Genomic DNA, 21,922 nt, shown 5'->3' on the forward strand with positions numbered 1-21,922 from the left:
GTGCGAAAATAGGTATATGAAACGATATGAATTGACAAAAAAACAATGGGAAAGCGTGAAAGCGATACTTCCGGCAGAAAGGACAGGGCAGCGGGGCCGTCCTCGGAAAGATGATAGGAAAATGCTCAATGGGATGCTCTGGATCGCCCGTAGTGGAGCCCAGTGGCGAGAACTGCCGGAGGCGTATGGCCCCTGGCAGTCTGTGTACGCCCGATTTGCCAAATGGCGGGACGATGGCACATTGGAAGCCGTATTTCGTGCATTGTCCGCAGATACGGATATGGAAAACCTGAGTTTGGACTCTATTTGCATCAAGGTTCACGAAAGTGCCAATGGAGAGGGAAAAAACGGCGGATAAAGCAATCGGGCGAACCGAAGGCGGGTTGAATACAAAACTGCATGCCATTGTGGATGGGCTGGGAAATCCGGTTGAATTCATGCTGTCTGCGGGGAATGACCATGATTCAGTCTATGCTGTTGAACTGCTGGAAAAGGTGGAGATTGGCGGTAGCAATGTATTAGCAGACTGTGCTTATGGGGTAAAGACGATTCGAGCTTATATCTCAGAGCAGGGCGCCAGCTATGTGATTCCGCCACAGAGCAATGTTTCTGATCCGTGGCCGGTAGATTGGTGGCTGTACCAGAAAATACCTGCCCAAATTCATCTTGACAAATTGCGCAGCCCTGCTATAATATAAAGCCGTAACAACTGAATAGCCTTATCAAGAGCGGTGGAGGGAACGGCCCGATGAAGCCCGGCAACCTGCGAAAGCAAAGCTGATTTGCGGACGCAAGGTGCTAAATCCGGCGGTAGTGTATCGAAAGATGAGGGTGCATCCAAACATAACGCTCCGCCATCCGGCGGGGCGTTTTTGCGCTCCCAAGAAAAGAAAGGAGAAAAAATCATGGCAAAACGACTGTTTACATCCGAATCCGTCACCGAGGGGCATCCTGACAAGATCTGCGATCAGATCTCCGATGCGGTGCTGGACGCCATCTATGAAAAGGACCCCATGGCCCGGGTGGCCTGCGAGACCACCGCTACCACCGGTCTGATTCATGTGATGGGTGAGATTACCACTTCCTGCTATGTGGATATCCCCAAGGTGGCCCGTCAGGTGGTAAAGGAGATCGGCTACGACCGGGCCAAGTACGGCTTTGACAGCAACACCTGCGCGGTAATCACCTCTATCGACGAGCAGTCCGGTGATATCGCTATGGGAGTGGACAAGTGTCTGGAGGCCAAGGAGGGCACTCAGGACGACGGCCTGGACAACGGCGCCGGCGACCAAGGCATGATGTTCGGCTACGCCTGCGACGAGACCCCGGAGCTGATGCCCCTTCCCATCTCTCTGGCCCAGAAGCTGGCCATGCAGCTGACAAAGATCCGCAAGGAGGGCAAGGTGGACTATCTGCGGCCCGACGGCAAGAGCCAGGTCACCGTGGAGTACGACGAGAACAACAAGCCTGTCCGGGTGGACGCAGTGGTGGTTTCCACCCAGCACGGCCCCGAGGTGGAGCTGGACCAGATCCGCAAGGATATGATTGAGCTGGTCATCAAGCCCATTATCCCCGCCAATCTGCTGGATGAGAACACCAAGTTCTATGTCAACCCCACCGGCCGGTTCGTCATCGGCGGACCCCAGGGGGACTCCGGCCTCACCGGGCGGAAGATTATTGTGGACACCTATGGCGGCTCCGCGCCCCACGGCGGCGGCGCTTTCTCCGGCAAGGACCCCACCAAGGTGGACCGCTCCGCCGCCTACGCTGCCCGCTGGGTGGCCAAGAACGTGGTGGCCGCCGGTCTGGCCTCACGCTGTCAGGTGCAGCTGGCCTACGCCATTGGCGTGGCCCGGCCTGTGTCCGTCCGGGTGGACACCTTCGGTACCGGCGCCGTGGCCGATGCCAAGCTGGAGGAGGCCGTGGAGAAGGTCTTTGACCTGCGCCCCGCCGCCATCATCCGGGATCTGGACCTGAGAAAGCCCATCTACCGCCAGCTGGCCGCCTACGGCCACTTCGGCCGGGAAGACCTGGGCGTGGCCTGGGAGAAGACTGACCGGGTGGACGCACTGAAGGAAGCCCTGCGATAAGCTGAGACAGGCTGTCGAAAAGACCAAAAGGTACTTTTTGACAGCCTGATTTTTTATCTTTTTTCGTCTGGACAATGGCGGGGGAGGGGAGTAAAATAGTACAGCTTGAACAAGTTGAACAAAAAATGTCGGTTATCCGGCGTGGAAAGGATCGAAAATATGAATCAGAATGAAATACTGCGGCGGGTGGACCACACCGTCCTTACCCCCACGGCCACCTGGGAACAGGTGAAGCAGGCCTGTGACGACGGCAGGCGGCTGGAGGTTGCCAGTGTGTGCATCCCGCCCCGCTATGTGAAAAAGGCCAACGACTATGTGGGAAACACTCTGAAAATCTGCACGGTGATCGGCTTCCCCAACGGCTACTCCACCCCCGAGGTGAAGGTCTTTGAGGCGGAGGACGCCATCCGGGACGGCGCTGATGAGATCGACATGGTCATCAACCAGGGCCTGGCCAAGGAGGGCGACTGGGAGGGCGTGCTGGCTGAGATCAGGGCGGTAAAGGAGTCCTGCAAGGGACGGATCCTGAAGGTCATTGTGGAGGCCTGCAACTTTACATATGATGAGAAGATCGCCCTGTGCCGGGTGGTATCCATCTCCGGGGCGGACTTTATCAAGACCTCCACCGGCTTTGCCTCCGGCGGGGCCACGGTGGAGGATGTAAAGCTTTTGCGGGAGCACGTCAGCCCCGACGTGCGGGTAAAGGCCGCCGGCGGCATCCGCACCTTTGAGCAGGCCCAGGCCATGCTGGAGGCCGGCGCTGACCGCATTGGGGCCAGCGCCCTGGTGGGGCTGATCTGACAGTCCTGGAAACAAAGTGCAGATGTGAGTTGCTTCAGAAATGTTGACTGTATAAGAAAAAGCCTCCATCCGGTTGGATGGAGGCTTTTTGTATTTTTACGCGCTGATAAAGTTCATGCCGGTGCCACGGGAGACGGTCCAGCCCTGGACGGCGGCGTCAGCCAGCTGCTCATAATCCTGGTTTTGCAGGGCGGCGGCGGTATTCTGTTTCCAGACAGGGTCGTTGGTGGACACATAGTACATGATATGCCAGCCGTACTCGGTCTTGACCAGATCCACATCCCCCTCCTTGCGGGCGGGGTCCAGAGCCCAGTTCTTGAAAGCCTCCACATAGCTGGAGCCGGCGGCGATATTGGAGATCAGGCCGCCGTTGGCGGCGGAGCCGCTGTCGTCGCTGTTGGCGGAGGCCAGAGTGATAAAGGAGTCCTCAGTGGCCTCCCCCGCCTTCCACTCGTCCAGCAGGGACTGGGCCTTCCGCTCAGCCTCGTCGTACTGCTCCTGGGTGGGATCGGTGGTGGTGGAGTCGCCGGCCCGGACCAGCAGGTGGCGCACGTCGTGGGTCTGCTCCTGGTTCAGCTCGCGGCCCTCAAAGCGGAGCACGTAGTAATAATAGTAGGTGTCGCCCCCGTCCTCAAGCAGGGTGATGTCCCCGGCCTTGCGCTGGCTGTCAATCAGCCAGTCGGCGTAGGCGAAGTAGGCCAGCTCGGAGTAGGTGGCGCTGCTGCCGGTAGAGGAGCTGTACAGCCGGTCGCTGTACTCCTCAATCAGGTCGTCATAGTCCGTGCCGGACTCCAGCTTGGCCTGGACCTCCTCGGCCAAAACCTTCTGCTCGGCCTTCATGGTTTCCAGCTCGGCGGCCTGCTCCTCGGCGGTGCGATCAATGGGGTTGCCGTCCGCGTCGGCGGTGGACAGGGTGCAGCGGAAAGTGATCTGGGAGTAGGTGATGGTGTCCATCTGGTCGGCGTGCTCCTGGTAGTAGGCCTGGTAGTCGGCGTCGGAGTGCTCAATGGCATCTACCTTGGTCTGGGCGTAGTCGCTGGCCAGAAACTCCATGTTGAGGAGGGATACCAGCCTGTCATAGGTCATATAATTGCCAAAACTCCCCCGGATAAAGGCGTCCCGGCTGGCGTAGCCGTAGCTGATCCAGGCGGTCTCCAGCTGGGCCAGGGTGGTATTCAGGTTGGTCTGGGACTCCTGAGAGAGGGTGTAGCCCTCGTCCCTGGCCTGCTGGGCCAGGGCGGTGTTCCGGGTCAGCTGCTGGACGGCCTGGTCCATCAGGTAGTCGTACCAGGTCTGGCCGGTGGCCTCGTCGTAGACCTGCTTTTTCGCGGAGGTGCTGGAGTCGAAGCGGTAATACTGGGCGTTTTCAGAGTAAATGCTGTTGTAGTAATACTGCAAGTCGGCGGCGGTGTACTTGGTGCCGTTGACGTCCAGGGCGGTCATGCTGCGCTGGAGGATGCCGCTGCGCCAGAACATGGCGGCCACGGCGGCAATGACCACCACCACGGCGACCACAGTGTAAATGGCCGTGGACCGGCGGTCTTTCTGTTCCTCCTGACGGCGTTTTTCATCCCGTTCAGCCCGGGTCTGGGCTTTTTTCTCTGCACTCACGGTTGATTCAGTCCTCTCATTGTTTCAGTTGTGTCAATCGAAGATGCCGGGAAGGGCATTTCCGAAACATTATACTAAAAAGCGCCTCCGATTGCAAGAGGGCGGGTGGAGTTTTACACATTATTTAAATATGGCGCAAATTTAATAACCGCCATAGAAAAGACCGCGGCACAGATGCCGCGGCCCAAATGCTGGGGTCACTATGGCTTTTTATACCCCGCTCTGGCCGTGTGGACCCGTTTAAAACCTGCACGTAATGGCAGGTGGGTCGCCTCCACTGCGTTTTACTGCTTCCAACGTCCAGCTGACCTCATAAGGGGGCCGGGAGGCCTGCAAGCCGCGCAGTGAGGTGGGCGTCCCGTTTTAGAAATGTGGGTTTAAAAGAGCCCATCACGCACCGAGCAGGAAGTATAAAGAGACCAAAGGGCTTGGGGTCAGCTCTCCTCGTCCTCATCCTGGAAAAAGCGCTCCATAAACAGCTCATACACCGTGTCCAGTTCCTCGTCAGAGTCCAGGGTGGACAGCAGCTCCTCGCCGTTTTCCTCGATTGCCTTCATGATGACCAGGCCGTACTCCTCGTCGTCGGCGTCCACGTCCTTGGGCTGGCCGGAGGCTTCATCCTCCTCCACGGCGGGGAACATGGCGTAGTAGGTGACCCCCTGATGCTCCAGGGTATCCACCAGCTCCAGCTCAAAGTCGTTGCCGTCCTCATCCGTGACGGTGATAAAGTCGGGGCCGAAGTTCTCTTCCATAGATGGACGTCCTCCTGTCATTTTGTGCTTTTATTTTACCCCGTTGTCGGGAAAAATGCAATAGGGGAGAGCAGGTAAATTTTAAGAAACTTTGAAGATTGCGCCTTTAAACTGATTATGGGTGGACAAGAATGAAAAATCTGGTATAATACTTATGCTGGGTTTACTATAGCCGCAGTGTTGTCTATATAGGCTTGGCGCGGTTCAAGCAAACATCCGGGCGGACGGTGTCCGTCCAAGACCGCCGGAAGAGGGAAGCTCCCCTGACCGGCTGGAGGTATTTAACGTGTCTGATTACAATGAACATTCCTCACTGTATGAAAACAGCGACTATCCGTCCCGCCGCCAGGCGCCCTCCCGGCGCTCCTCGGGGGGAGCCCGCCAGGCGCCCAACGCGCCAAAGAAGCGCCGCAGGAAAAAGAAGCGGGGCGGCGTCACCGCGGGCCGGGTGATCGGCTGGTTTTTCAAGGTGCTGGGCACCCTGATCCTCATCGGGCTGTGTACCGGTTCACTGCTGGCCTGCTTTGCTATGGTGTACATCAACGAGGTCATTATCCCCATTGCCGACGTAAGCCCGGATGACTTCTCCTGGAACGAGGACAGCATCATGTACTACCAGGACAAGAACACCGGGCAGTATGTGGAGATGACCAAGCTGAACAACATCACCAGCTCGGTGTGGGTGGACTACGACGAGATCCCCGAGGACCTGATTAACGCCGCCGTGGCCATTGAGGACAAGCGCTTCTGGACCCATCCCGGTGTGGACTGGCGGCGGACGGCCTATGCGGTATACTCCATGTTTACCGGCAAGGAAATCTCCGGCGGCTCCACCATCACCCAGCAGCTGCTGAAAAACACCACCAACTACAACGAGACCACCGTTAAACGGAAAATCACCGAGATTATACGCGCCCTCCGCTTTACCCAGAACAACTCCAAAGAAGATACCCTGATGTACTACCTGAACGTGATCCCCCTGGGCAGCAAGTACAAGGGGGTGGGCGCCGCCGCTCTGGGCTACTTCGGCAAGCCGGTGTCTGAGCTCACCCTGGCCGAGTGCGCCAGCCTGATTGGCATCACCAACAACCCCTCCAAATACGGCCCCTATTCCTTCAGCCGCTCCCAGGGCTTTAACACCGACGAAATCTGGACTGCCCGGCAGTGGAACAAGTACCGGCAGGAGGTCATCCTCAACCAGATGCTGGAGCAGGAGTATATCACCCGGGCGGAGTATGACGAGGCCGTGGCTCAGGAGCTGGTCTTTGTCAAGGACCTGGGGGAGGGAAACACCGACGAGCTCTATTCCTGGTATGAGGAAACCGTGGTTTCCGACGTCTATGACATCATGGCGGACAAGTACCAGTGGTCCAGGGAGCTGACCCAGATGGCCATGCAGCGGGGCGGCCTGCGCATCTACACCTGCTATGACCCCGACGCCCAGGCCATTGTGGACGAGATCTACACCAACCGGGAAAACCTGGACTACACCTCCAAGGACGGCCAGCAGATGCAGTCCACCATCGCCATCATTGAGAATGACACGGGCAATCTGGTGGCCATTGCCGGTCAGTTTGGGGAGAAAACCGTCAAATTCGGCAGCAACTACGCCAACGACGGCCACCGCCAGCCCGGCTCCTCCTTCAAGCCCCTGGCGGTCTACTCCCCGGCGCTGGAGTTCAATTTGCTCAACCCCTACTCCGTACTGGACGACTACCCCTATCAGATGATGGGCGGCAAGGCCTGGCCTCTGAACTCGGGCACCACCACCTACCGGGGCCACCTGACCATGCGTGAGGGCCTGATGCGGTCGCTGAACACGGTGGCGGTGCGCATTATGCTGGACTACGTCACCCCGGAGGAGAGCTTCAAGTTCGTCCAGGACCGCTACCACATTGACCTGGAGGAGGGCCGCATGGTAAGGGGCGAGTGGAAGACGGACATGACCTCCTCCCTGGCCATGGGCGGCCTCACCGACGGCACCAATGTCCGGGATATGGCTGAGGCCTACTCGGTCTTCCCCAACAACGGCGTGTATCAGGGTTCCCGCACTGTGCTGAAAATCACCCAGCTGGTGGACGGCCAGGAGGTCCTCCTGGTGGACAACGAGCTGGAGCAGGAGCCGGTCATCAAGCAGACCACCGCCTGGTATATGAACGACATGATGCAGCACGTGTTCGACGCCGCCGGCACCGCCTACGGCCTGGACATCAAGGGCCAGCATGCCGCCGGCAAGACGGGCACCACCAGCGAGAACTTTGACCGATGGTTTGCCGGTTACACCCCCTACTACACCGCCGTGGTCTGGGTGGGCTATGAGAACCCCTACAAGATGAGCCTGGCGGGTAAAAACCCCGCCGCCGTGCTGTGGAACAAGGTGATGGTCCCCCTCCATGAGGGCCTGCCCGACAAAAACTATGACGATCCCGGCGGACGGCGCACCATCAACTACTGTATGGACAGCGGTTATCTGGCCACCGAGTACTGCGCCATGGACCCCCGGGGCAGCCGGGTGGCCTCGGGCAGTATCTTCCCGGAGAGCTTCCCCGAGGGACAAAATTGCCCCTACCACACCGCCGAGACGGTAATTACCATCTGCGTGGACTGTCCCGTGCTGGATGACAGCGGCAAGGAGACCGGCCTGTACTACCAGGCGGGAGAGTTCTGCCCGGAGGAGAGCCAAAAGCAGATCTGTCTGCCCAATTTCGGCAGGGAGCAGCTTGGAACCGCTGTGGCCGGGGACGCCCAGTGGGACTATGAGACAGCTGCCAGCTATGGAACATGTACCCTCCACACCAGTGAGCCTGTGACAGAACCGGATGACCCCTTTGAGCCCGGCACCACCACAGACCCCAACAGTCCTTTGATTCCCAACTTCCCCATTCCCGGCGGTACAGCCACAGACCCCGGCAATTCCGGCACCACCCAGCCTGATGACCCCGGCGGCGTGACTAACCCCACAGACCCGGATGAGCCCCACGATCCCCCTCCGCCGCCCGGCGTGATGGTGGGGTAGAAGACCAATTCTCCAGCGCCGCGGACAGCTGTCTGCGGCGCTTCTGTCTGCGGTGACTGTAAAAAATGACAAAAACAGCCTGTTTTATTCAGGGAAAGTTCCACAATTAAGACGATGCTTTTTGTGTTGCGGCCAGAGGCGGGATATGATACAATAGACCACGGCTTAAAAACAAATGACCGCGCAACACGGACAGTGTTCGGATGCGGACGGGAGGAGACTATGAGCGAGCCGGCAAAGTATTTTATTGTGGAGGCCCGGGCCATGCCGGAGATATTCCGGAAGGTGGCCGAGGCCAAACGGCTGCTGGAGACGGGGGAGGAGAAGACCGTCAACGCCGCCGCCCAGGCGGTGGAGATCAGCCGCAGTGCTTTTTATAAATATAAGGATGCGGTGCGGCCCTTTAACGACATGCTCCATGGCCGCATTGTCACCTTTCAGGTGATGCTGAAGGATGAGCCGGGCGCTCTGTCCGGGGCGCTGAATGTGCTGGCGGACACCGGAGTGAACATCCTCACCATCAACCAGAACATCCCGGTAAACGGTTGCGCCGTGGTTACCATGACAGCGGAGACCTCCGCCCTCCAGAACTCCCTGGAGGAGGTGCTGGCCAACCTGTCAGCCGGCCCCGGGGTCATTAAATGCGAGATTCTGGCGGGGTAGCATAATAGCCACCCTTCGCAAAGGGAGGGGGACCGCCGGCTAAGCCGGTGGTGGAGGGTTTTCCTTCAGCAGTGTGCTGTATTTTAGGGGGAAACCCCCAGTCATCCGCTTCGCGGATGCCAGCCCCCTTTGCGAAGGGGGCCTTGTGAAGCGGGAACGAACAACATTTTAGGATAAGGAGAAAAAGCAATGGTAAACGTAGCGATTTTGGGATTTGGCACTGTGGGCTCCGGAGTGGCAGAGGTGCTCACCACCAACGGCGGGCTTATTGACCACCGGGTAGATGATCTGGTGCGGCTGAAATACATTGTGGACGTGCGGGATTTTCCGAACAGCCCCTATAAGGAGCTGTTCGTGAAGGACTTCGCCGTAATTGAGAACGACCCCCAGGTGGACATTGTGGTGGAGACCATTGGCGGGGCCACAATCGCCCGGGAATTTACCACCCGGGCCCTGAAAGCGGGCAAGAGCGTGGTTACCTCCAACAAGGAGCTGGTGGCCACCCACGGCTATGAGCTGCTCCAGCTGGCGAAGGAGCACGGGTGCAGCTACCTCTTTGAGGCCAGCGTGGGCGGGGGCATCCCCATCCTGCGCCCCCTCACCTCCTGCCTGGCCGCCAACGAGCTGGAGCAGGTCACCGGCATCCTCAACGGCACCACCAACTATATTCTCACCCGGATGATTAAGGCGGGCCTCACCTTCGACCAGGCCCTGGCCGAGGCCCAGGCCAACGGCTACGCCGAGAAGGACCCCACTGCCGACGTGGACGGCCACGACGCCTGCCGCAAGATCTGCATCCTGGCCGCCCTGGCTTTCGGACGGCATGTCTACCCGGATCAGGTGACCACCGAAGGCATCCGGGGGGTCACCCTGGAGGACGTGGCCTACGCCGACTCGGTGGGGTATAAGATCAAGCTGCTGGGCCGGGCGATCCGCCAGCCTGAGGGCAGGGTGTGCGCCTTTGTTGCCCCCCACCTGGTTTCCAGAGAGAATCCCCTGTCCGGAGTGGAGGACGTGTTCAACGCCATCGCCGTCACCGGCAACGCCATTGGCGATGTGATGTTCTATGGCCGGGGAGCGGGCAAGCTGCCCACCGCCTCCGCCGTGGTGGCCGACGTGATCGATATCGCCAAGGACCTGAAAAAGGACCGGCACAACGGCTGGGAGGAGGGCGCGTCCGATTTGGTAGTGTCCGCCGTTGGCCTGGCTTCCCCCTGGTATGTCCGGGCCCAGCTGTCCGCTGGCGAGGCCAGGGAACGCTGCGGTGACGTCCAGCTGCTGGCCCGCAGCGGCGCTCCCGCCGGTGAGACCGCCTTCCTCACCGCGCCTATGACCGAGCCGGAGATTCTGGAGAAGCTGGCCGGAGTGGATGTGAGCTCCCGGTTCCGGGTGCTGGTCTGAGAGAATAGAATGTAGGGGCCGGCGATCCCGGCGGCCCGCTGTGCCCAGATGCTGCTGCGCGGCTCGTTTGCGCGAAGCGGCCCGATATGCCCGATTACTGCTGCGTGGTCCGCCTGCGCGAAGCGGCGTGCCGGGGGCGTCGCGCCCTACGATGCGAATTTTTATCTCAAACCTTTAGGGGGAATACCATACATGGCACTGATTGTACAAAAATTCGGCGGAAGCTCGGTGGCCGACGCCGACAAGATCCGCAACGTGGCCCGGATTGTCACCGAGACCTACCGCAAGGGCCACAGCGTGGTGGTGGTCCTGTCCGCCCAGGGGGACACCACTGACGACCTGATCGCAAAGGCCCATGAGATTCATCCCGGCGCCTCCCGGCGGGAGATGGATATGCTGCTGGCCACCGGCGAGCAGATCTCCATTGCCCTGTGCGCCATGGCCATTGAACGCATGGGCTACCAGGCCATCTCGCTCACCGGCTGGCAGGCGGGTATGCTCACTGACTCGGCCTACTCCGCTGCCCGCATCAAGCGGGTGCGCACAGAGCGCATCCAAAAGGAGCTGGACAAGAAAAAGATCGTACTGGTGGCTGGTTTCCAGGGCATCAATAAGTATGATGACGTCACTACACTGGGCCGTGGGGGGTCCGACACCTCCGCTGTGGCCCTGGCCACCGCTCTCCACGCCGACCTGTGCCAGATCTACACCGATGTGGATGGCGTCTACACCGCCGACCCCCGCTGCGTCACAGGGGCCCGGAAGCTGGAGGAGATCACCTATGACGAGATGCTGGAGCTGGCCAGCCTGGGAGCCCAGGTGCTCCACAACCGCTCGGTGGAAATGGCCAAGCGGTATAACGTCAATCTGGAGGTGCTGTCCAGCTTTAGCGGCAAGCCCGGTACGAAAGTGAAGGAGGTCGTCAAGACTATGGAAAAAACGCATGTCAGCGGCGTGGCCAAGGACAAGGATGTGGCCCGCATCGCCCTGATCGGACTGGCCGATCACCCCGGTATCGCCTTTAAAATCTTCTCGCTGCTGGCGAAGAAGAATATCAACGTGGATATTATCCTCCAATCTATCGGCAGAGACGGAAGCAAGGATATCAGCTTTACCATAGCCAGAGGGGATGCTCAGGCGGCCAAGGAGCTGATGGAGGAGAGTAAGGAGAGTATCGGCTGCAAGTCGGTGGAGGTCAACGAGCAGGTGGCCAAGGTATCTATCGTGGGCGCGGGCATGGCCAACAACGCCGGCGTGGCCTGCAAGATGTTCGAGGCCCTGTTCTCCGCCGGTATCAACATCAACATGATCTCCACCAGCGAGATCAAGGTGTCCGTCCTGGTGGATGAGCGGGACGCCGACCGGGCCGTCCAGGCCATCCACGACCGCTTTTTCAGCGAGTTCGGCAACGCATAAATGGTAAACAGGCCGCCCTTTTGGGGCGGCCTGTAATTTATAAGACAAAGAAGCTGATAACTCCCACAAGTCCCACCAGAATGGACAGCACCCCGCCGAACCGGGTGCTGCCGATGAAGAATTTGGAGGGGGTTCCGACGGCGTCGCTCCGTAAACCTTCTTGCAGCTCGTAGACGAACTCTGGGGAGAACGCCATAACCAGGCCGGCAAAGATAAGAATGATGCTGAGAATCAGATACATAATGCCGCCTCCCTTGATTTTTCTTCTCTGGTGGAGTATACTGCCTATATTGTAACAGCCCTCCGGCTTTTCTGTCAAGCCGGTTGTATCAGGAGGTATGTGCCATGCGTTTATTCGACACCCACGCCCATTATGATTCCGGGGCCTTTAACGCCGACCGGCTGGAGGTGCTGGCCTCCATGCCGGAGAAGGGGGTGGAGCTGATTTTGAACCCGGGCTGTGATCTGGACAGCTCCCGCGCGGCGGTATCGCTGGCGGAGCAGTTCCCCTTTGTTTACGCCGCTGTGGGGGTCCACCCCTCCGACTGCGGGTCCTGGGAGGACAGCTGGATTGAAGAGCTCCGGGCTCTGGCCGCCCACCCCAGGGTGAAGGCCGTTGGAGAGATCGGTCTGGACTACTACTGGAAGGATAACCCGCCCAGGGAGTTTCAGCAAAAGGTGTTCCACGCCCAGCTGGAGCTGGCGGAGGAGCTGGGGCTGCCCGTGATCGTCCACGACCGGGAGGCCCACCGGGACTGCCTGGAGGTGGTGAAGGCCCACCCCAACGTCACCGGGGTGTACCACTGCTACTCCGGCAGCCTGGAGGACGCCAAAACCCTAGTCAAGCTGGGCTGGATGCTGTCCTTTACCGGGGTGGTCACCTACAAGAACGCCCGGAAGTCCCTGGAGGTGATCGATTGGCTGCCCATGGACCGGATCATGGTGGAGACCGACTCACCCTACCTCACCCCGGAGCCCTTCCGGGGCCAGCGCAACGACTCGGGCAAGGTGTACCGTGTGGCGGAGACTATCGCCCAGGTGAAGGGACTGTCCCCCGAGGAGACGGCGGAGATTACAATGGAAAACGGAAAGCGTTTCTTTAAAATTATATAGAAGCAAACCGAAGTTTTGTCTGCTTGTCAAAAAAGCATATAATAGCAAGCGCTGATACTGCCCCTACAGCTGTAGTTTGCGAGGAGGAAACATGATCGTCAAACAATGTATAAAAGAGTCTTTTGTTGTAATAGGAAAAGTGGGGTCTACTTTAGACGGAGATGGCTTTATTCAAAGATTATGGGCTGATGCAAATTCCCATTTTAAAGAAGTTCAGCATTTAGCGAAAAAGGACACAAATGGAAACATAATTGGTATATGGGGGGCCATGTCCGACTTCTCACATTCATTCAACCCCTGGGAGGACTTCAGCAAAGGACTTTATCTTGCCGGAGTGGAATGTTATGATAGTGCGGAAGCTCCTAGCGGTTGGACAAAATGGACTGTTCCTGGCTATGAATATATTTGTGTGGAACGTGAAGATGATGATACATTTTCAAGGGCAATAAAATATCTGAACGATAAAGCCATTCCATTGGTGGGGGCGGTCCACGATTTTACTTTTCCGCAGACGGGAAAAAACTATATGCTTTTTCCAATTAGAAAGCTGAAAGTACTTGAAACTACACAGTAATTAGTTAAGGCTGTACCGGCGTCTCTATAATGGAGAGATAAAGGGACAAAACAAGGAGGAGACATGATGACCATCACCTATGAATATGAAGACGCTCTGTATGTCAATCTGACCAACAAGTGCAACTGCGCCTGTGAGTTCTGCCTGCGCCAGGGGAAGGCCCAGGGGTCCATTTACACGGAGGACTCCCTGTGGCTGGAGCGGGAGCCCACCCGGGAGGAGGCGCTGGACAGCTTCCTCAGCTGGGACGTGTGCACCTACCGGGAGATTGTCTTCTGCGGCTATGGCGAGCCCACCTACCGCCTGGACGACCTGCTGTGGCTGGTGGATCGGCTGAAGGAAAAATTCGGGGACAAACTGCCCCCGGTGCGCATCAACACCAACGGCCACGCCAACCTGATTAACGGCAGGGACGTGTGCCCTGAGCTGAAGGGGCGGATTGACACCCTGTCCATCTCCCTGAACAACGACAACGCTGCCGACTACACGGCCCTGTGTCACCCCGTTCAGGGGGAGGCGGCCTATCAGGCCATGCTGGACTTTGCCAAGGAGTCCGCCGCTTACGTCCCCAATGTGGTGATGACCATTGTGGACAAGGACAAAACAGAACAGGAGATTGAAAACTGCAAGAAAATCGCCGCCGGTCTGGGGGTAAAGCTCCGTGTCCGCAGCTTTATTGATTCCTGATTTTGGTCATATCCCGGCCCGCCGGGCCATATCCTCATGGTGAGGGACAAAGTTTTTTCCCGCCGCAGTTGTCAAACGGGGGAAAGTGTGGTAAAATAACGGTAACCGTTTTGAAAACTGGGAACAGGAGTGGTATCATAATGGGCGAAAGCAAAGATTACGTCTCCCGCTCTGATGAGCTGGGCAACATCCACATCTCCGAGGAGGTGCTGGCGGCCATCTCTGCCGCCGCCGCGCTGGAGGTGGAGGGGGTCAGCAGTCTGACCAACCCGAGCAAAAAGAACGCCGCCAAGGGTGTGCATATCAAGCTGGAGGAAGAAAAGGTTGTTGTGGCCATGTCCGTCCTCATGACCTACGGCCACACCATCCCGGAGATGGGCAAGGCCGTTCAGGAGGCGGTAAAGAACGCCATTGAGTCTATGACCGGCCTGGAGGTGGCCGCCGTCAACGTGAGCGTGGGCGGAATCGTCTTCCCTCAGCCGGAACAGTAAGTAGAAAACAGCGCCGGGAAAGCTTCCCGGCGCTGTTTTTTACCATCTTTGCAGCTGTCTCAGCAGAATTCCGGCGATATCCTCGCAGGAGCCCTGGATCTGGACGGCCCCGATATTGTAGGCCACCATGGGCATGCCGTATACCACGCTGGATTCCTTGTCCTGACCTATGGTATAGGCCCCGGCCTGACGCATTTTCAATAAACCGTCGGCGCCGTCCCGGCCCATGCCGGTCATGATGATGCCGGCCATCTTGCACCTGACCTGCTCCGCCATGGAGAAGAACAGGGCGTCTACCGAGGGCCGGTGGCCGCTGACCTTTTCTCCGGTGGTACAGCTTACGGTGTACTTGGTCCCGGAGCGGACCACGCGCATCTGAAAGTCCGCCGGGGCCAGAAGGGCCAGGCCGCGGCGCAGCTCGTCGCCATGCTTGGCCTCCCGCACCTCCATGTGGCACAAGCGGTTGAGCCGGTCGGCGTACATCTGGGTAAAGCCGACGGGCATGTGCTGGACGATAAGCATGGGGGGGATATCGGCGGGCAGGCGTTTCATAACCTCCAGGGTGGCCTCGGTGCCGCCGGTGGAGGCCCCCAGGGCAATGATGGTGGCGTCCATAGAGGGCCGGTTGCCCAGCAGAGGGGGCGCGGGGAGGGCGGGCTTGCTCACGGTGGAAGGCATGCGAAATCCACCTGGAGGTGCCGCCCCGCCGGCGGCAGGCCGGGGAGGCGTGAGCATAGGGCCTCCGGCTCTGGGGCGCACCTTGGCCCCGGCGGCGGCAATTACCTTGTTGGTGAGGGCCTGAATAAAGGCCTCATTTTTGCCCGGCTCAGGCTTGCGGACAAAATCCACCGCACCGGCGGAAAGGGCATCGAACACCCGCAGGTCCAAAGAGGACACCAGAATAACAGGCAGGGGGACAACGGGCAGCAGCTGCTTCAAAAAGTCGATGCCGTTCATGCCGGGCATCTCCACATCCAGGGTCATTACGTCGGGCTTGACCTGGTCGATTTTGGCGCGGGCGTCCTTGGCATTGAAGCTGGTGGCCACCACCTCGATACGGGGCGAGGCGTTCAGTCCGTTTGAAATCATGGTGCGGGCCAAGACGGAATCGTCTACCACCAGGACGCGAATTTTTTTATTTGCTGGCCACATGACAATCTCTCCTTTGACAGAGATTCAAGCTTATCCCGGCCCGGAGGCCGGGATAACTCACTTTTTCTGGAAGGTGGACGGAGCCACGGTCGCGTAGGGGGCGTCTTTGCTCAGGTTCTCCGAATGGCTGATCATCAGGTAGCCGCCGGGGTTGGTGGCGTCGTAGAACCGGCGCACCAGCGCGTCCTTAGTGGGCTGGTCAAAGTAGATCATCACGTTGCGGCAAAAGATCACATCGAACTTGGTCCGGAACTTAATGGGGTCCATCAGGTTAAAGGTTTGGAAAATCACATTATTGCGGACATCAGGGGTGACAGCGTACCTGCTGCCCTCGATTTTCTTGAAATATTTTTTGCGCCAGGTCTCGGGCACGGTGTTGGGGACCTCATAGATGCCCTGCTTGGCCTTGGCCAGAGCCTTTTGGGAGATATCGGTGGCCAGAATGCGGGTATCCCACTGGCTGGCCTGCATTCCCAAAAACTCCTTGATGCACATGGTGATGTTGTAAGGCTCCTCGCCGCTGGAGCAGCCGGCGCTCCAGATGGCGATAGACTTTTTGTGCTGGTATTTGCGCACCAGCTCAGGCATAATGACCTTGGTGAAAAAGTCGAAGTGCTCTGTCTCGCGCATGAAGAAGGTGTAATTGGTGGTCAGGCGGTTGAGCACCTGTTCCATCTTCTGGGGGTCCTTTTCCTTCAGCAGCTGGGAGACGAACTGGGAAAAACTGGTATATCCCTGTTCTGTCAGCATGGAGGACAGCCGGCTGGTAACCAGCTGCCGCTTCTCCTGCAGGGTAATGCCGTATTGAGTCTTGATAAAGTTTGTCAGTTTACGGAAATCTTCATCCGAGATGGTCTGTATCACCTCAGAGCTCCCTCCCTTATTATGTGATGGAATCGGCGTCAGTCGTGGAGCAGCTGCTCGCAGTCCAGCTCCAGCATGGTGTTGCCGTCGGGCAGGGTACACATGCCGGAGACCATGGCGTGGCTGCCGCCGCTGTTGGTGGGGACGGGCAGGATGTCATCCAGGGGAATGTCCACCATCTGTTCCACCATGTCCACAACAATGCCCACCATGTTGCCCTCAACTTCCACCACAATGCTGCAGAAGTTGTCCTGGGGCATCTTGCCCAGGCGCAGGCGGATATCCACAATGGGGATGATCTGGCCCCGCAGGTTAATCACGCCCTTGACATAGCCGGGCACCTGGGGCAGGTAAGTAATGGAGTAGCCGGTGATGATATCCTTGACCAGTTCAGCCTTAATGCCGTACATCAGGCTGTCGGAGGAGAAAATCAGGTATTTTTCGGTGGCGATCTCAGGGATCTGGTCGTTGTACTCGTCCACCTGAGCCTCAGTGGCAAACATCATTTCTTCAACTTGTGCCATAGTTTATTCTCCCTTCATATACGGCCGCCGTTAATAGGCGCTGTGGGCGGCGGCGTAGACGTTGACCACGTCCAGGATAATGCTGATGCTGCCGTCGCCCAGGATGCTGCACCCGCTGATGCCGTAGTTCTTCACGCCAAAGTTGTTGATGTAGTTGGGCATGGGCTTGACGACGATCTGCTGTTCACCCATCAGCTTATCGACGAACAGGCAGTAGGAGTGCTCACCGGCCTCCACCCACATGAGGATGCCGTCCTCAATGTTGTCACAGCCCTGGTCCATGCAAAACAGGTCCTTGGCCCGGATGATGGGGTAGAAGTTGTCCCGGATCTTGACCATTTCGCCCTGGGCGGGGTCGTGAATCACATCCCCGGCGGTGACCTTGAGGGAGGACTGGATGGTGTTGATGGGGATGGTGAAGATGGAATCGCCCACGGAGACCTCCATGCCGTCCATGATGGCCATGGTCAGGGGAATTTTCAGGGTGGTGGTCATGCCCTGGCCCCACTCGCTGGTGATGGTGACAGTGCCGCCCACGTCGGCCACGTTCTTTTTCACCACGTCCATGCCCACGCCTCTGCCCGAGTACTCAGTGACCTCGGTGTTGGTGGAGAAGCCGGGCATCATCAGGAAGTTGAGAATCTCCTTCTGGCTGTACTCGTGGTCGGGGATTGCCAGGCCCTGGCGGATGGCCTTGTTGAGCACGGCCTGGGTGTCTACCCCCTGGCCGTCGTCCTTGATCTCGATAATGACCTCACTGCCGGTGTGGCGGGCGGAGAGGATGACCTCGCCCACCGGGTCCTTGCCGGCGGCGATGCGGTCGGCCTCGTGTTCCTCCAGGCCGTGGTCCATGGAGTTACGCACAATGTGCATGATGGGGTCGCTGATGGCGTCTACAATGGTCTTATCCACCTCGGTGTCCTCGCCAATAAGGGTGAGCTTGGCCTTTTTGCCCAGCTTTTTGCTCATGTCACGGACGATACGGTTCATCTTCTGGAAGGTGCCGGACACAGGGACCATGCGCAGGGACATAGACACGTCCTGCAAGTCATCGGTGAGCTTGCGCAGGTCACGGGCGGACTTGGTAAAGTTGTCCAGCCGCAGCCCCTTCAGGTCGGGGGAGGAGGTGACCATAGACTCGGTGATGACAATCTCGCTGACCACCGCCATCAGCTGGTCCAGCTTGGACAGGTTCACGCTGATCAGGCTCTCCTTGGCGTGCTGCTGGCCGCCGGCGGCGGGCTTGGCCGCGGGAGCGGGGGAGGCGTCAGCCTTGGGGGCCTCCTTGGCCGGAGCGGCGGCGGGGGCGGTTGGGGCCTCCGCCGGGGCGGGGGGCGCGGGCTTGGCGGCGTCCACCGGCTGATACTCCCGGACAGAGCTTCCGTTTTGCACGGCGGTGATGGCGTTGTTGCGCTCGTCGGCGGTGCGGAACCAGACCAGGAAGCCCTGGTCCGCGATGATGTCGGAGGTGGAGGGGTCGGTCTCCACATTGGCCGGAGAGGTGATGAAGTCGCCGCAGTAGTCCTTCACGCTGTTGGTCAGCATAAAGGCGCGCAGGTTCTCCATCCCGCTGCCCTCGTCAAAGAAGACGTGGATGCCGAAGAGGTAGTCCGGGTTGACGGCGCTGACATCCGCCGCGGCCGCCTCGCCCCCGGCGCTTTCCCCGGCGGCGGGCGCCTCAGCCTCGGCATGGGCGGGATTGCCCTGAATTTTATCAATCAGGCTATTAATTTTATTTACAATGTGGTCGATAGATTGAGAGAGCGGTTCGTCGTTTTCTACCTTCTCGATCTCGCCGCGGAAAAAGTCCACAGCCTGGAACAGCATGTCAAACAGGTCTGGCCGGGTCGCCTCCGGGACCACGTCCATGCCCTTCTCCCGGACGATAAAGAACATGTCTTCGATCCGGTGCGCCACCGTCATCAGGGAGCTGAACTCCATCATGGCGGAGGAACCCTTGATTGTGTGCATGATACGGAATATCTCGTTGACGCTGTCCTCAGAGAATGTATCCGCCTCTTCCGCCGTCAGCAGGATGCCATCCAACTGTTCCAGCAGGGTGTTGGTCTCATATAGATACATATCCAGAATGCTGTCGTTGCCGCTGCCCATAAAAACGCCACCTTTTCTCATTTGGTTTTTGGATGCGGGCGGGGAACCGGCCTGCGGGCATAGTAATCCCACCCATATCTAATCATACTCGATATATCGGCAGTGTCAATTAAAAAATTAAGTTTTCCAGAAAAAAAACTGGGGATAGACTTTTGGCCGGAGCTGGTTTAAAATAATCCTGACCAGACCCGGCCCGTTTTTATCGGGGCGGGAGGCCGCCCCGCTTGAACTTGAATGTGAAATGGAGTGTCGCCGATGCCAGATCTGCTTGGTGTGACTAACCCGGTACCGGGCCATGACAACAGCAACGTAAACCGAAATATGCCCGTATCCCCCAGCGATACCCGCATCCAGAACGCCCCGGACCTGAACCGGGTGGTCCGTTCGGACAACCGCACAGAGCAGCAGACGGCCGGCGATTCCTCCGGCAGCCAGGCTCTGCGGTACGACTCCAACTTTGCCGCCTTCCTCCAGCGCCTGGCCGGCACGCCGGACCTGCGGGAGAGCCTGACCACCCTGTTTGCCATGTTCCAGGGCACGGTGGTGTCCTCCGGCATTGAGGAGGGGCTGGCCGCCGAGATGGGCGCCCTGCTCAACATGCTGAAAATGGACGAAGGGGCGCTGAACAAATTTTTAAACGCCCAGCTGGCCAACGGAACCCGCTTTGGCGGGGCGCTGTTCAACATCCTGCGGGAGGCCTTCGCCTCAGGCAACTCCGAGGCGGTGCGGGGCAATATCCTGCAATTTTTAAAGAAGTACAGCGACTACTCCTCCACCAGCCATATCCAGGGCAACCTGCTGCGCACGCTGACCAAGCTGACCCGGGCCATCCCTGCCAGCTGGGGCAGCCAGCTGCTGCCCATGGTGTCTGAGCTGGAGGAGAAGATGAACGCCGGAGACCGGCAGGGGGCGCTTAAGCTGCTCCAAAGCAAGATTCTCACCTTTCTGGCCGGCTACACCAGCAAGACCAACGACATGGGCCTGTCCCGCACGCTGATCTCCATGCTGGCTCTGGACGTGTCCCGCTACGAAAACGGCAGTGAGGACAGCCTGCTCCAGGCCTTCCACCAGCTGATGAGCAGCCCGGGGCTGCGGGAAAAGCTGGGGAGCCTGTCAGATGATGCGCTGCTCAGGCTGCTGCAGAACACCAGCTTTGCCAAGGCCGCCAACGGCGATCAATTTGCCGCCCAGCTGGCCAAGGCCGCCCAGTCCGCCCTCCAGAGCGGCGCGGGGGCCGAGGTGCAGGAGGCCTTCCGCAATATCGTATCCGCCTTTTTGGTGAACGAGAGCGTCCACATGCCCCTGAACCACATCCTCCTCCCGCTGGAGTGGGACGGAAAGATGGTCTTTTCCGAGATGTGGGTGGACCCGGACGCGGAGGAGAACCTGAAACGGGGCCGGGGAGAACGGGAAAACGTGCTGCGCTTCCTGTTCAAAATCGATATCCAGAGCCTGGGCTTCTTTGACATGGTGCTCACCTGTCAGGGGGAGCGGGTGGATGTTCAGGTGTTCTGTCCGGAAAAGGTGGCCCCCTTCTCCCAGCTGGTCCAGGGGGAGCTGCACCGCATCATCACCGATAACGGCTTAAAGGCAGAAACGGTCCAGGTTCAGCAGATGAGCCGGCCGCTGACTATCTCCGGGGTATTCCCGAAAATCTTTGAGGGGGGAAACAGCGTCAATGTCACGATATGATAACCGGGCCACCAACCGGGCTGTGGCCCTGAAGTACGAGGGGGAGGGCGCCCCGGTGGTGGTGGCCTCCGGAATGGGCTTTCTGGCCGAGCGCATGGTAGAGGTGGCCACCGAGAGCGGCGTACCCGTCTATGAGGACAACTCTCTGGCCACCATGCTGTCCCAGCTGGCCCTGGGGCAGGAGATCCCGGACGCGCTGTATCAGGCCATTGTTGAGATTTATGTCTATTTTTTGAATTTTGACCCTAACGACCCGGACAAGGCCCGGCGTGAGCGCCAGGCCCTGGCAGAGCAGACGGCCCAGGCCTCTGCGGAATAGAAAGGAGCGTTTTAAATGGCAGACCGGCTGTATTTGATCCTGGACAGCCAGGGTGTCCCGCTGGCCAACGCGGTGCTGGAGTCGCCCCCCAACTCAGAGGTGCTGCAGATCCGCATCCTGGGCGGCAAGGAGGAGGCGGTAGCCGCCCACCGGGAGATCCAGATGATCGGCATGGACGACAGTACCCCCAACCAGGTGGGCGTAATCATCCGGCAGCGGGATGACAAGATGGTCATCCAGCCCACCGCTGCCCTGGGCCCCAACGCCCGGGAAAACCTGCGTATTGTCACCGACTTTTCCAGCGTTATGTACCCTGTCACCGGGCGGTGGAAGGGCCAGCGCCCCCTCAGGGCCAAGGACCTGAGCTGCGGCGGTATCGCCTTCTGGTCCAGCCTCCCCCTGGATGAACGGGAGATTGTGGAGATGGTCCTGCCTGTGACCGATTCCCCGCTGGTGGTCAAAACCCAGATTCTCCGGGAGCTGGAGGACGAGACCTCGTCTGAGCCCCTGTACGCCTCTAAATTTGTGGATCTGATCCAGGATGAGGAAACCCTGATCCGCAAGGCGGTGTTCAGCATCCAGATTGACAGCGCCGATTGACCAAATAAAATCCCGGCCCCCTGGGGCCGCCTCTGTTTTCCCGT

22 protein-coding genes, 1 other RNA gene and 1 riboswitch are annotated in these 21,922 nt (G+C 58.9%); of the genes, 15 read left to right on the forward strand and 8 right to left on the reverse strand.

Annotated features, from left to right (window positions below; genetic code table 11):
• Positions 1-16 precede the first annotated feature (16 nt).
• The 4 genes from NFS22_RS08785 to deoC all read left to right on the forward strand — a co-directional run bounded on the left by NFS22_RS08785 (position 17) and on the right by deoC (position 2,891).
• On the forward strand, positions 17-358 hold the full coding sequence (locus NFS22_RS08785; protein ID WP_251317350.1) for an IS5 family transposase: 342 nt from the start codon (positions 17-19) through the stop codon (positions 356-358).
• Positions 333-698, forward strand: a complete 366-nt coding sequence (locus NFS22_RS08790; protein ID WP_251317351.1) for a transposase — start codon at positions 333-335, stop codon at positions 696-698. Before NFS22_RS08785 ends, NFS22_RS08790 begins: the two co-directional genes overlap by 26 nt.
• A gap of 18 nt (positions 699-716) precedes the next feature.
• A riboswitch (SAM riboswitch) is annotated at positions 717-832 on the forward strand.
• 73 nt (positions 833-905) lie between these two features.
• Entirely contained in the window at positions 906-2,090 is a 1,185-nt protein-coding gene (gene metK / locus NFS22_RS08795; protein ID WP_251317352.1) for a methionine adenosyltransferase, read from the forward strand.
• A gap of 159 nt (positions 2,091-2,249) precedes the next feature.
• Positions 2,250-2,891, forward strand: a complete 642-nt coding sequence (gene deoC / locus NFS22_RS08800; protein ID WP_251317353.1) for a deoxyribose-phosphate aldolase — start codon at positions 2,250-2,252, stop codon at positions 2,889-2,891.
• Positions 2,892-2,987: 96 nt separating this feature from the next.
• Here the strand turns inward: deoC and NFS22_RS08805 are convergent, their stop codons facing one another.
• The 3 genes from NFS22_RS08805 to NFS22_RS08815 form a co-directional block, all read right to left on the reverse strand.
• On the reverse strand, positions 2,988-4,502 hold the full coding sequence (locus NFS22_RS08805) for a peptidylprolyl isomerase (protein ID WP_251317354.1): 1,515 nt from the start codon (positions 4,500-4,502) through the stop codon (positions 2,988-2,990).
• A gap of 210 nt (positions 4,503-4,712) precedes the next feature.
• A non-coding RNA gene (gene ssrS, locus NFS22_RS08810) (6S RNA) lies at positions 4,713-4,913 on the reverse strand.
• 23 nt (positions 4,914-4,936) lie between these two features.
• Positions 4,937-5,254, reverse strand: a complete 318-nt coding sequence (locus NFS22_RS08815; protein ID WP_251317355.1) for a DUF1292 domain-containing protein — start codon at positions 5,252-5,254, stop codon at positions 4,937-4,939.
• A 286-nt stretch (positions 5,255-5,540) separates the two neighbouring features.
• On the opposite strand from NFS22_RS08815, the gene NFS22_RS08820 reads away from it, so the two are divergent.
• The 4 genes from NFS22_RS08820 to NFS22_RS08835 all read left to right on the forward strand — a co-directional run bounded on the left by NFS22_RS08820 (position 5,541) and on the right by NFS22_RS08835 (position 11,750).
• Entirely contained in the window at positions 5,541-8,270 is a 2,730-nt protein-coding gene (locus NFS22_RS08820; protein ID WP_251317357.1) for a transglycosylase domain-containing protein, read from the forward strand.
• A gap of 222 nt (positions 8,271-8,492) precedes the next feature.
• Positions 8,493-8,933, forward strand: coding sequence for an ACT domain-containing protein (locus NFS22_RS08825; RefSeq protein ID WP_251317358.1), 441 nt, complete (start codon positions 8,493-8,495; stop codon positions 8,931-8,933).
• A 189-nt stretch (positions 8,934-9,122) separates the two neighbouring features.
• Positions 9,123-10,334 carry a homoserine dehydrogenase gene (locus NFS22_RS08830; protein ID WP_251317360.1) on the forward strand — a complete coding sequence of 404 codons (1,212 nt, stop codon included), beginning with the start codon at positions 9,123-9,125 and terminating at the stop codon, positions 10,332-10,334.
• 192 nt (positions 10,335-10,526) lie between these two features.
• A complete protein-coding gene (locus tag NFS22_RS08835; protein WP_251317361.1) occupies positions 10,527-11,750 on the forward strand; it encodes an aspartate kinase in 1,224 nt (407 codons plus the stop codon).
• A gap of 37 nt (positions 11,751-11,787) precedes the next feature.
• Here the strand turns inward: NFS22_RS08835 and NFS22_RS08840 are convergent, their stop codons facing one another.
• Entirely contained in the window at positions 11,788-11,991 is a 204-nt protein-coding gene (locus NFS22_RS08840) for a DUF6199 family natural product biosynthesis protein (RefSeq protein ID WP_251317362.1), read from the reverse strand.
• A 104-nt stretch (positions 11,992-12,095) separates the two neighbouring features.
• Between NFS22_RS08840 and NFS22_RS08845 the strand changes: the two genes are divergently transcribed.
• The 4 genes from NFS22_RS08845 to NFS22_RS08860 all read left to right on the forward strand — a co-directional run bounded on the left by NFS22_RS08845 (position 12,096) and on the right by NFS22_RS08860 (position 14,615).
• Positions 12,096-12,863 carry a TatD family hydrolase gene (locus NFS22_RS08845; RefSeq protein WP_251317363.1) on the forward strand — a complete coding sequence of 256 codons (768 nt, stop codon included), beginning with the start codon at positions 12,096-12,098 and terminating at the stop codon, positions 12,861-12,863.
• Positions 12,864-12,954: 91 nt separating this feature from the next.
• Complete coding sequence (locus NFS22_RS08850) at positions 12,955-13,437, forward strand: GyrI-like domain-containing protein (protein ID WP_251317364.1); 483 nt, start codon at positions 12,955-12,957, stop codon at positions 13,435-13,437.
• A gap of 66 nt (positions 13,438-13,503) precedes the next feature.
• Entirely contained in the window at positions 13,504-14,124 is a 621-nt protein-coding gene (locus NFS22_RS08855; RefSeq protein WP_338147952.1) for a TatD family nuclease-associated radical SAM protein, read from the forward strand.
• Positions 14,125-14,264: 140 nt separating this feature from the next.
• Positions 14,265-14,615 carry an Asp23/Gls24 family envelope stress response protein gene (locus NFS22_RS08860; protein ID WP_251317366.1) on the forward strand — a complete coding sequence of 117 codons (351 nt, stop codon included), beginning with the start codon at positions 14,265-14,267 and terminating at the stop codon, positions 14,613-14,615.
• A 39-nt stretch (positions 14,616-14,654) separates the two neighbouring features.
• On the opposite strand, the gene NFS22_RS08865 is transcribed toward NFS22_RS08860, so the two are convergent.
• The 4 genes from NFS22_RS08865 to NFS22_RS08880 are packed head-to-tail and all read right to left on the reverse strand — an operon-like array spanning position 14,655 to position 19,267.
• Positions 14,655-15,767 (reverse strand): protein-glutamate methylesterase/protein-glutamine glutaminase, encoded by a 1,113-nt coding sequence (locus tag NFS22_RS08865; RefSeq protein ID WP_251317367.1) that lies wholly within the window; start codon positions 15,765-15,767, stop codon positions 14,655-14,657.
• 57 nt (positions 15,768-15,824) lie between these two features.
• Positions 15,825-16,631 carry a CheR family methyltransferase gene (locus NFS22_RS08870; RefSeq protein ID WP_338147953.1) on the reverse strand — a complete coding sequence of 269 codons (807 nt, stop codon included), beginning with the start codon at positions 16,629-16,631 and terminating at the stop codon, positions 15,825-15,827.
• Between the two features lie 38 nt (positions 16,632-16,669).
• The gene (locus NFS22_RS08875; RefSeq protein ID WP_251317368.1) at positions 16,670-17,155 is read right to left on the reverse strand and encodes a chemotaxis protein CheW; all 486 of its coding nucleotides are present in this window, start codon (positions 17,153-17,155) and stop codon (positions 16,670-16,672) included.
• Positions 17,156-17,185: 30 nt separating this feature from the next.
• Positions 17,186-19,267, reverse strand: a complete 2,082-nt coding sequence (locus NFS22_RS08880; RefSeq protein WP_251317369.1) for a chemotaxis protein CheA — start codon at positions 19,265-19,267, stop codon at positions 17,186-17,188.
• A gap of 255 nt (positions 19,268-19,522) precedes the next feature.
• On the opposite strand from NFS22_RS08880, the gene NFS22_RS08885 reads away from it, so the two are divergent.
• From NFS22_RS08885 to NFS22_RS08895, 3 genes are read left to right on the forward strand one after another with little or no spacing between them, the layout of a single operon-like run.
• Entirely contained in the window at positions 19,523-20,959 is a 1,437-nt protein-coding gene (locus NFS22_RS08885; RefSeq protein ID WP_251317370.1) for a hypothetical protein, read from the forward strand.
• A complete protein-coding gene (locus NFS22_RS08890) occupies positions 20,946-21,278 on the forward strand; it encodes an EscU/YscU/HrcU family type III secretion system export apparatus switch protein (protein WP_251317371.1) in 333 nt (110 codons plus the stop codon). Before NFS22_RS08885 ends, NFS22_RS08890 begins: the two co-directional genes overlap by 14 nt.
• 15 nt (positions 21,279-21,293) lie before the next feature.
• Positions 21,294-21,878 (forward strand): PilZ domain-containing protein, encoded by a 585-nt coding sequence (locus NFS22_RS08895; RefSeq protein ID WP_251317372.1) that lies wholly within the window; start codon positions 21,294-21,296, stop codon positions 21,876-21,878.
• The last annotated feature ends 44 nt before the right edge of the window (positions 21,879-21,922 follow it).

Origin of the sequence: Flintibacter muris (genome assembly GCF_943192995.1) — a bacterium.
Taxonomy (GTDB): domain Bacteria; phylum Bacillota; class Clostridia; order Oscillospirales; family Oscillospiraceae; genus Lawsonibacter; species Lawsonibacter muris.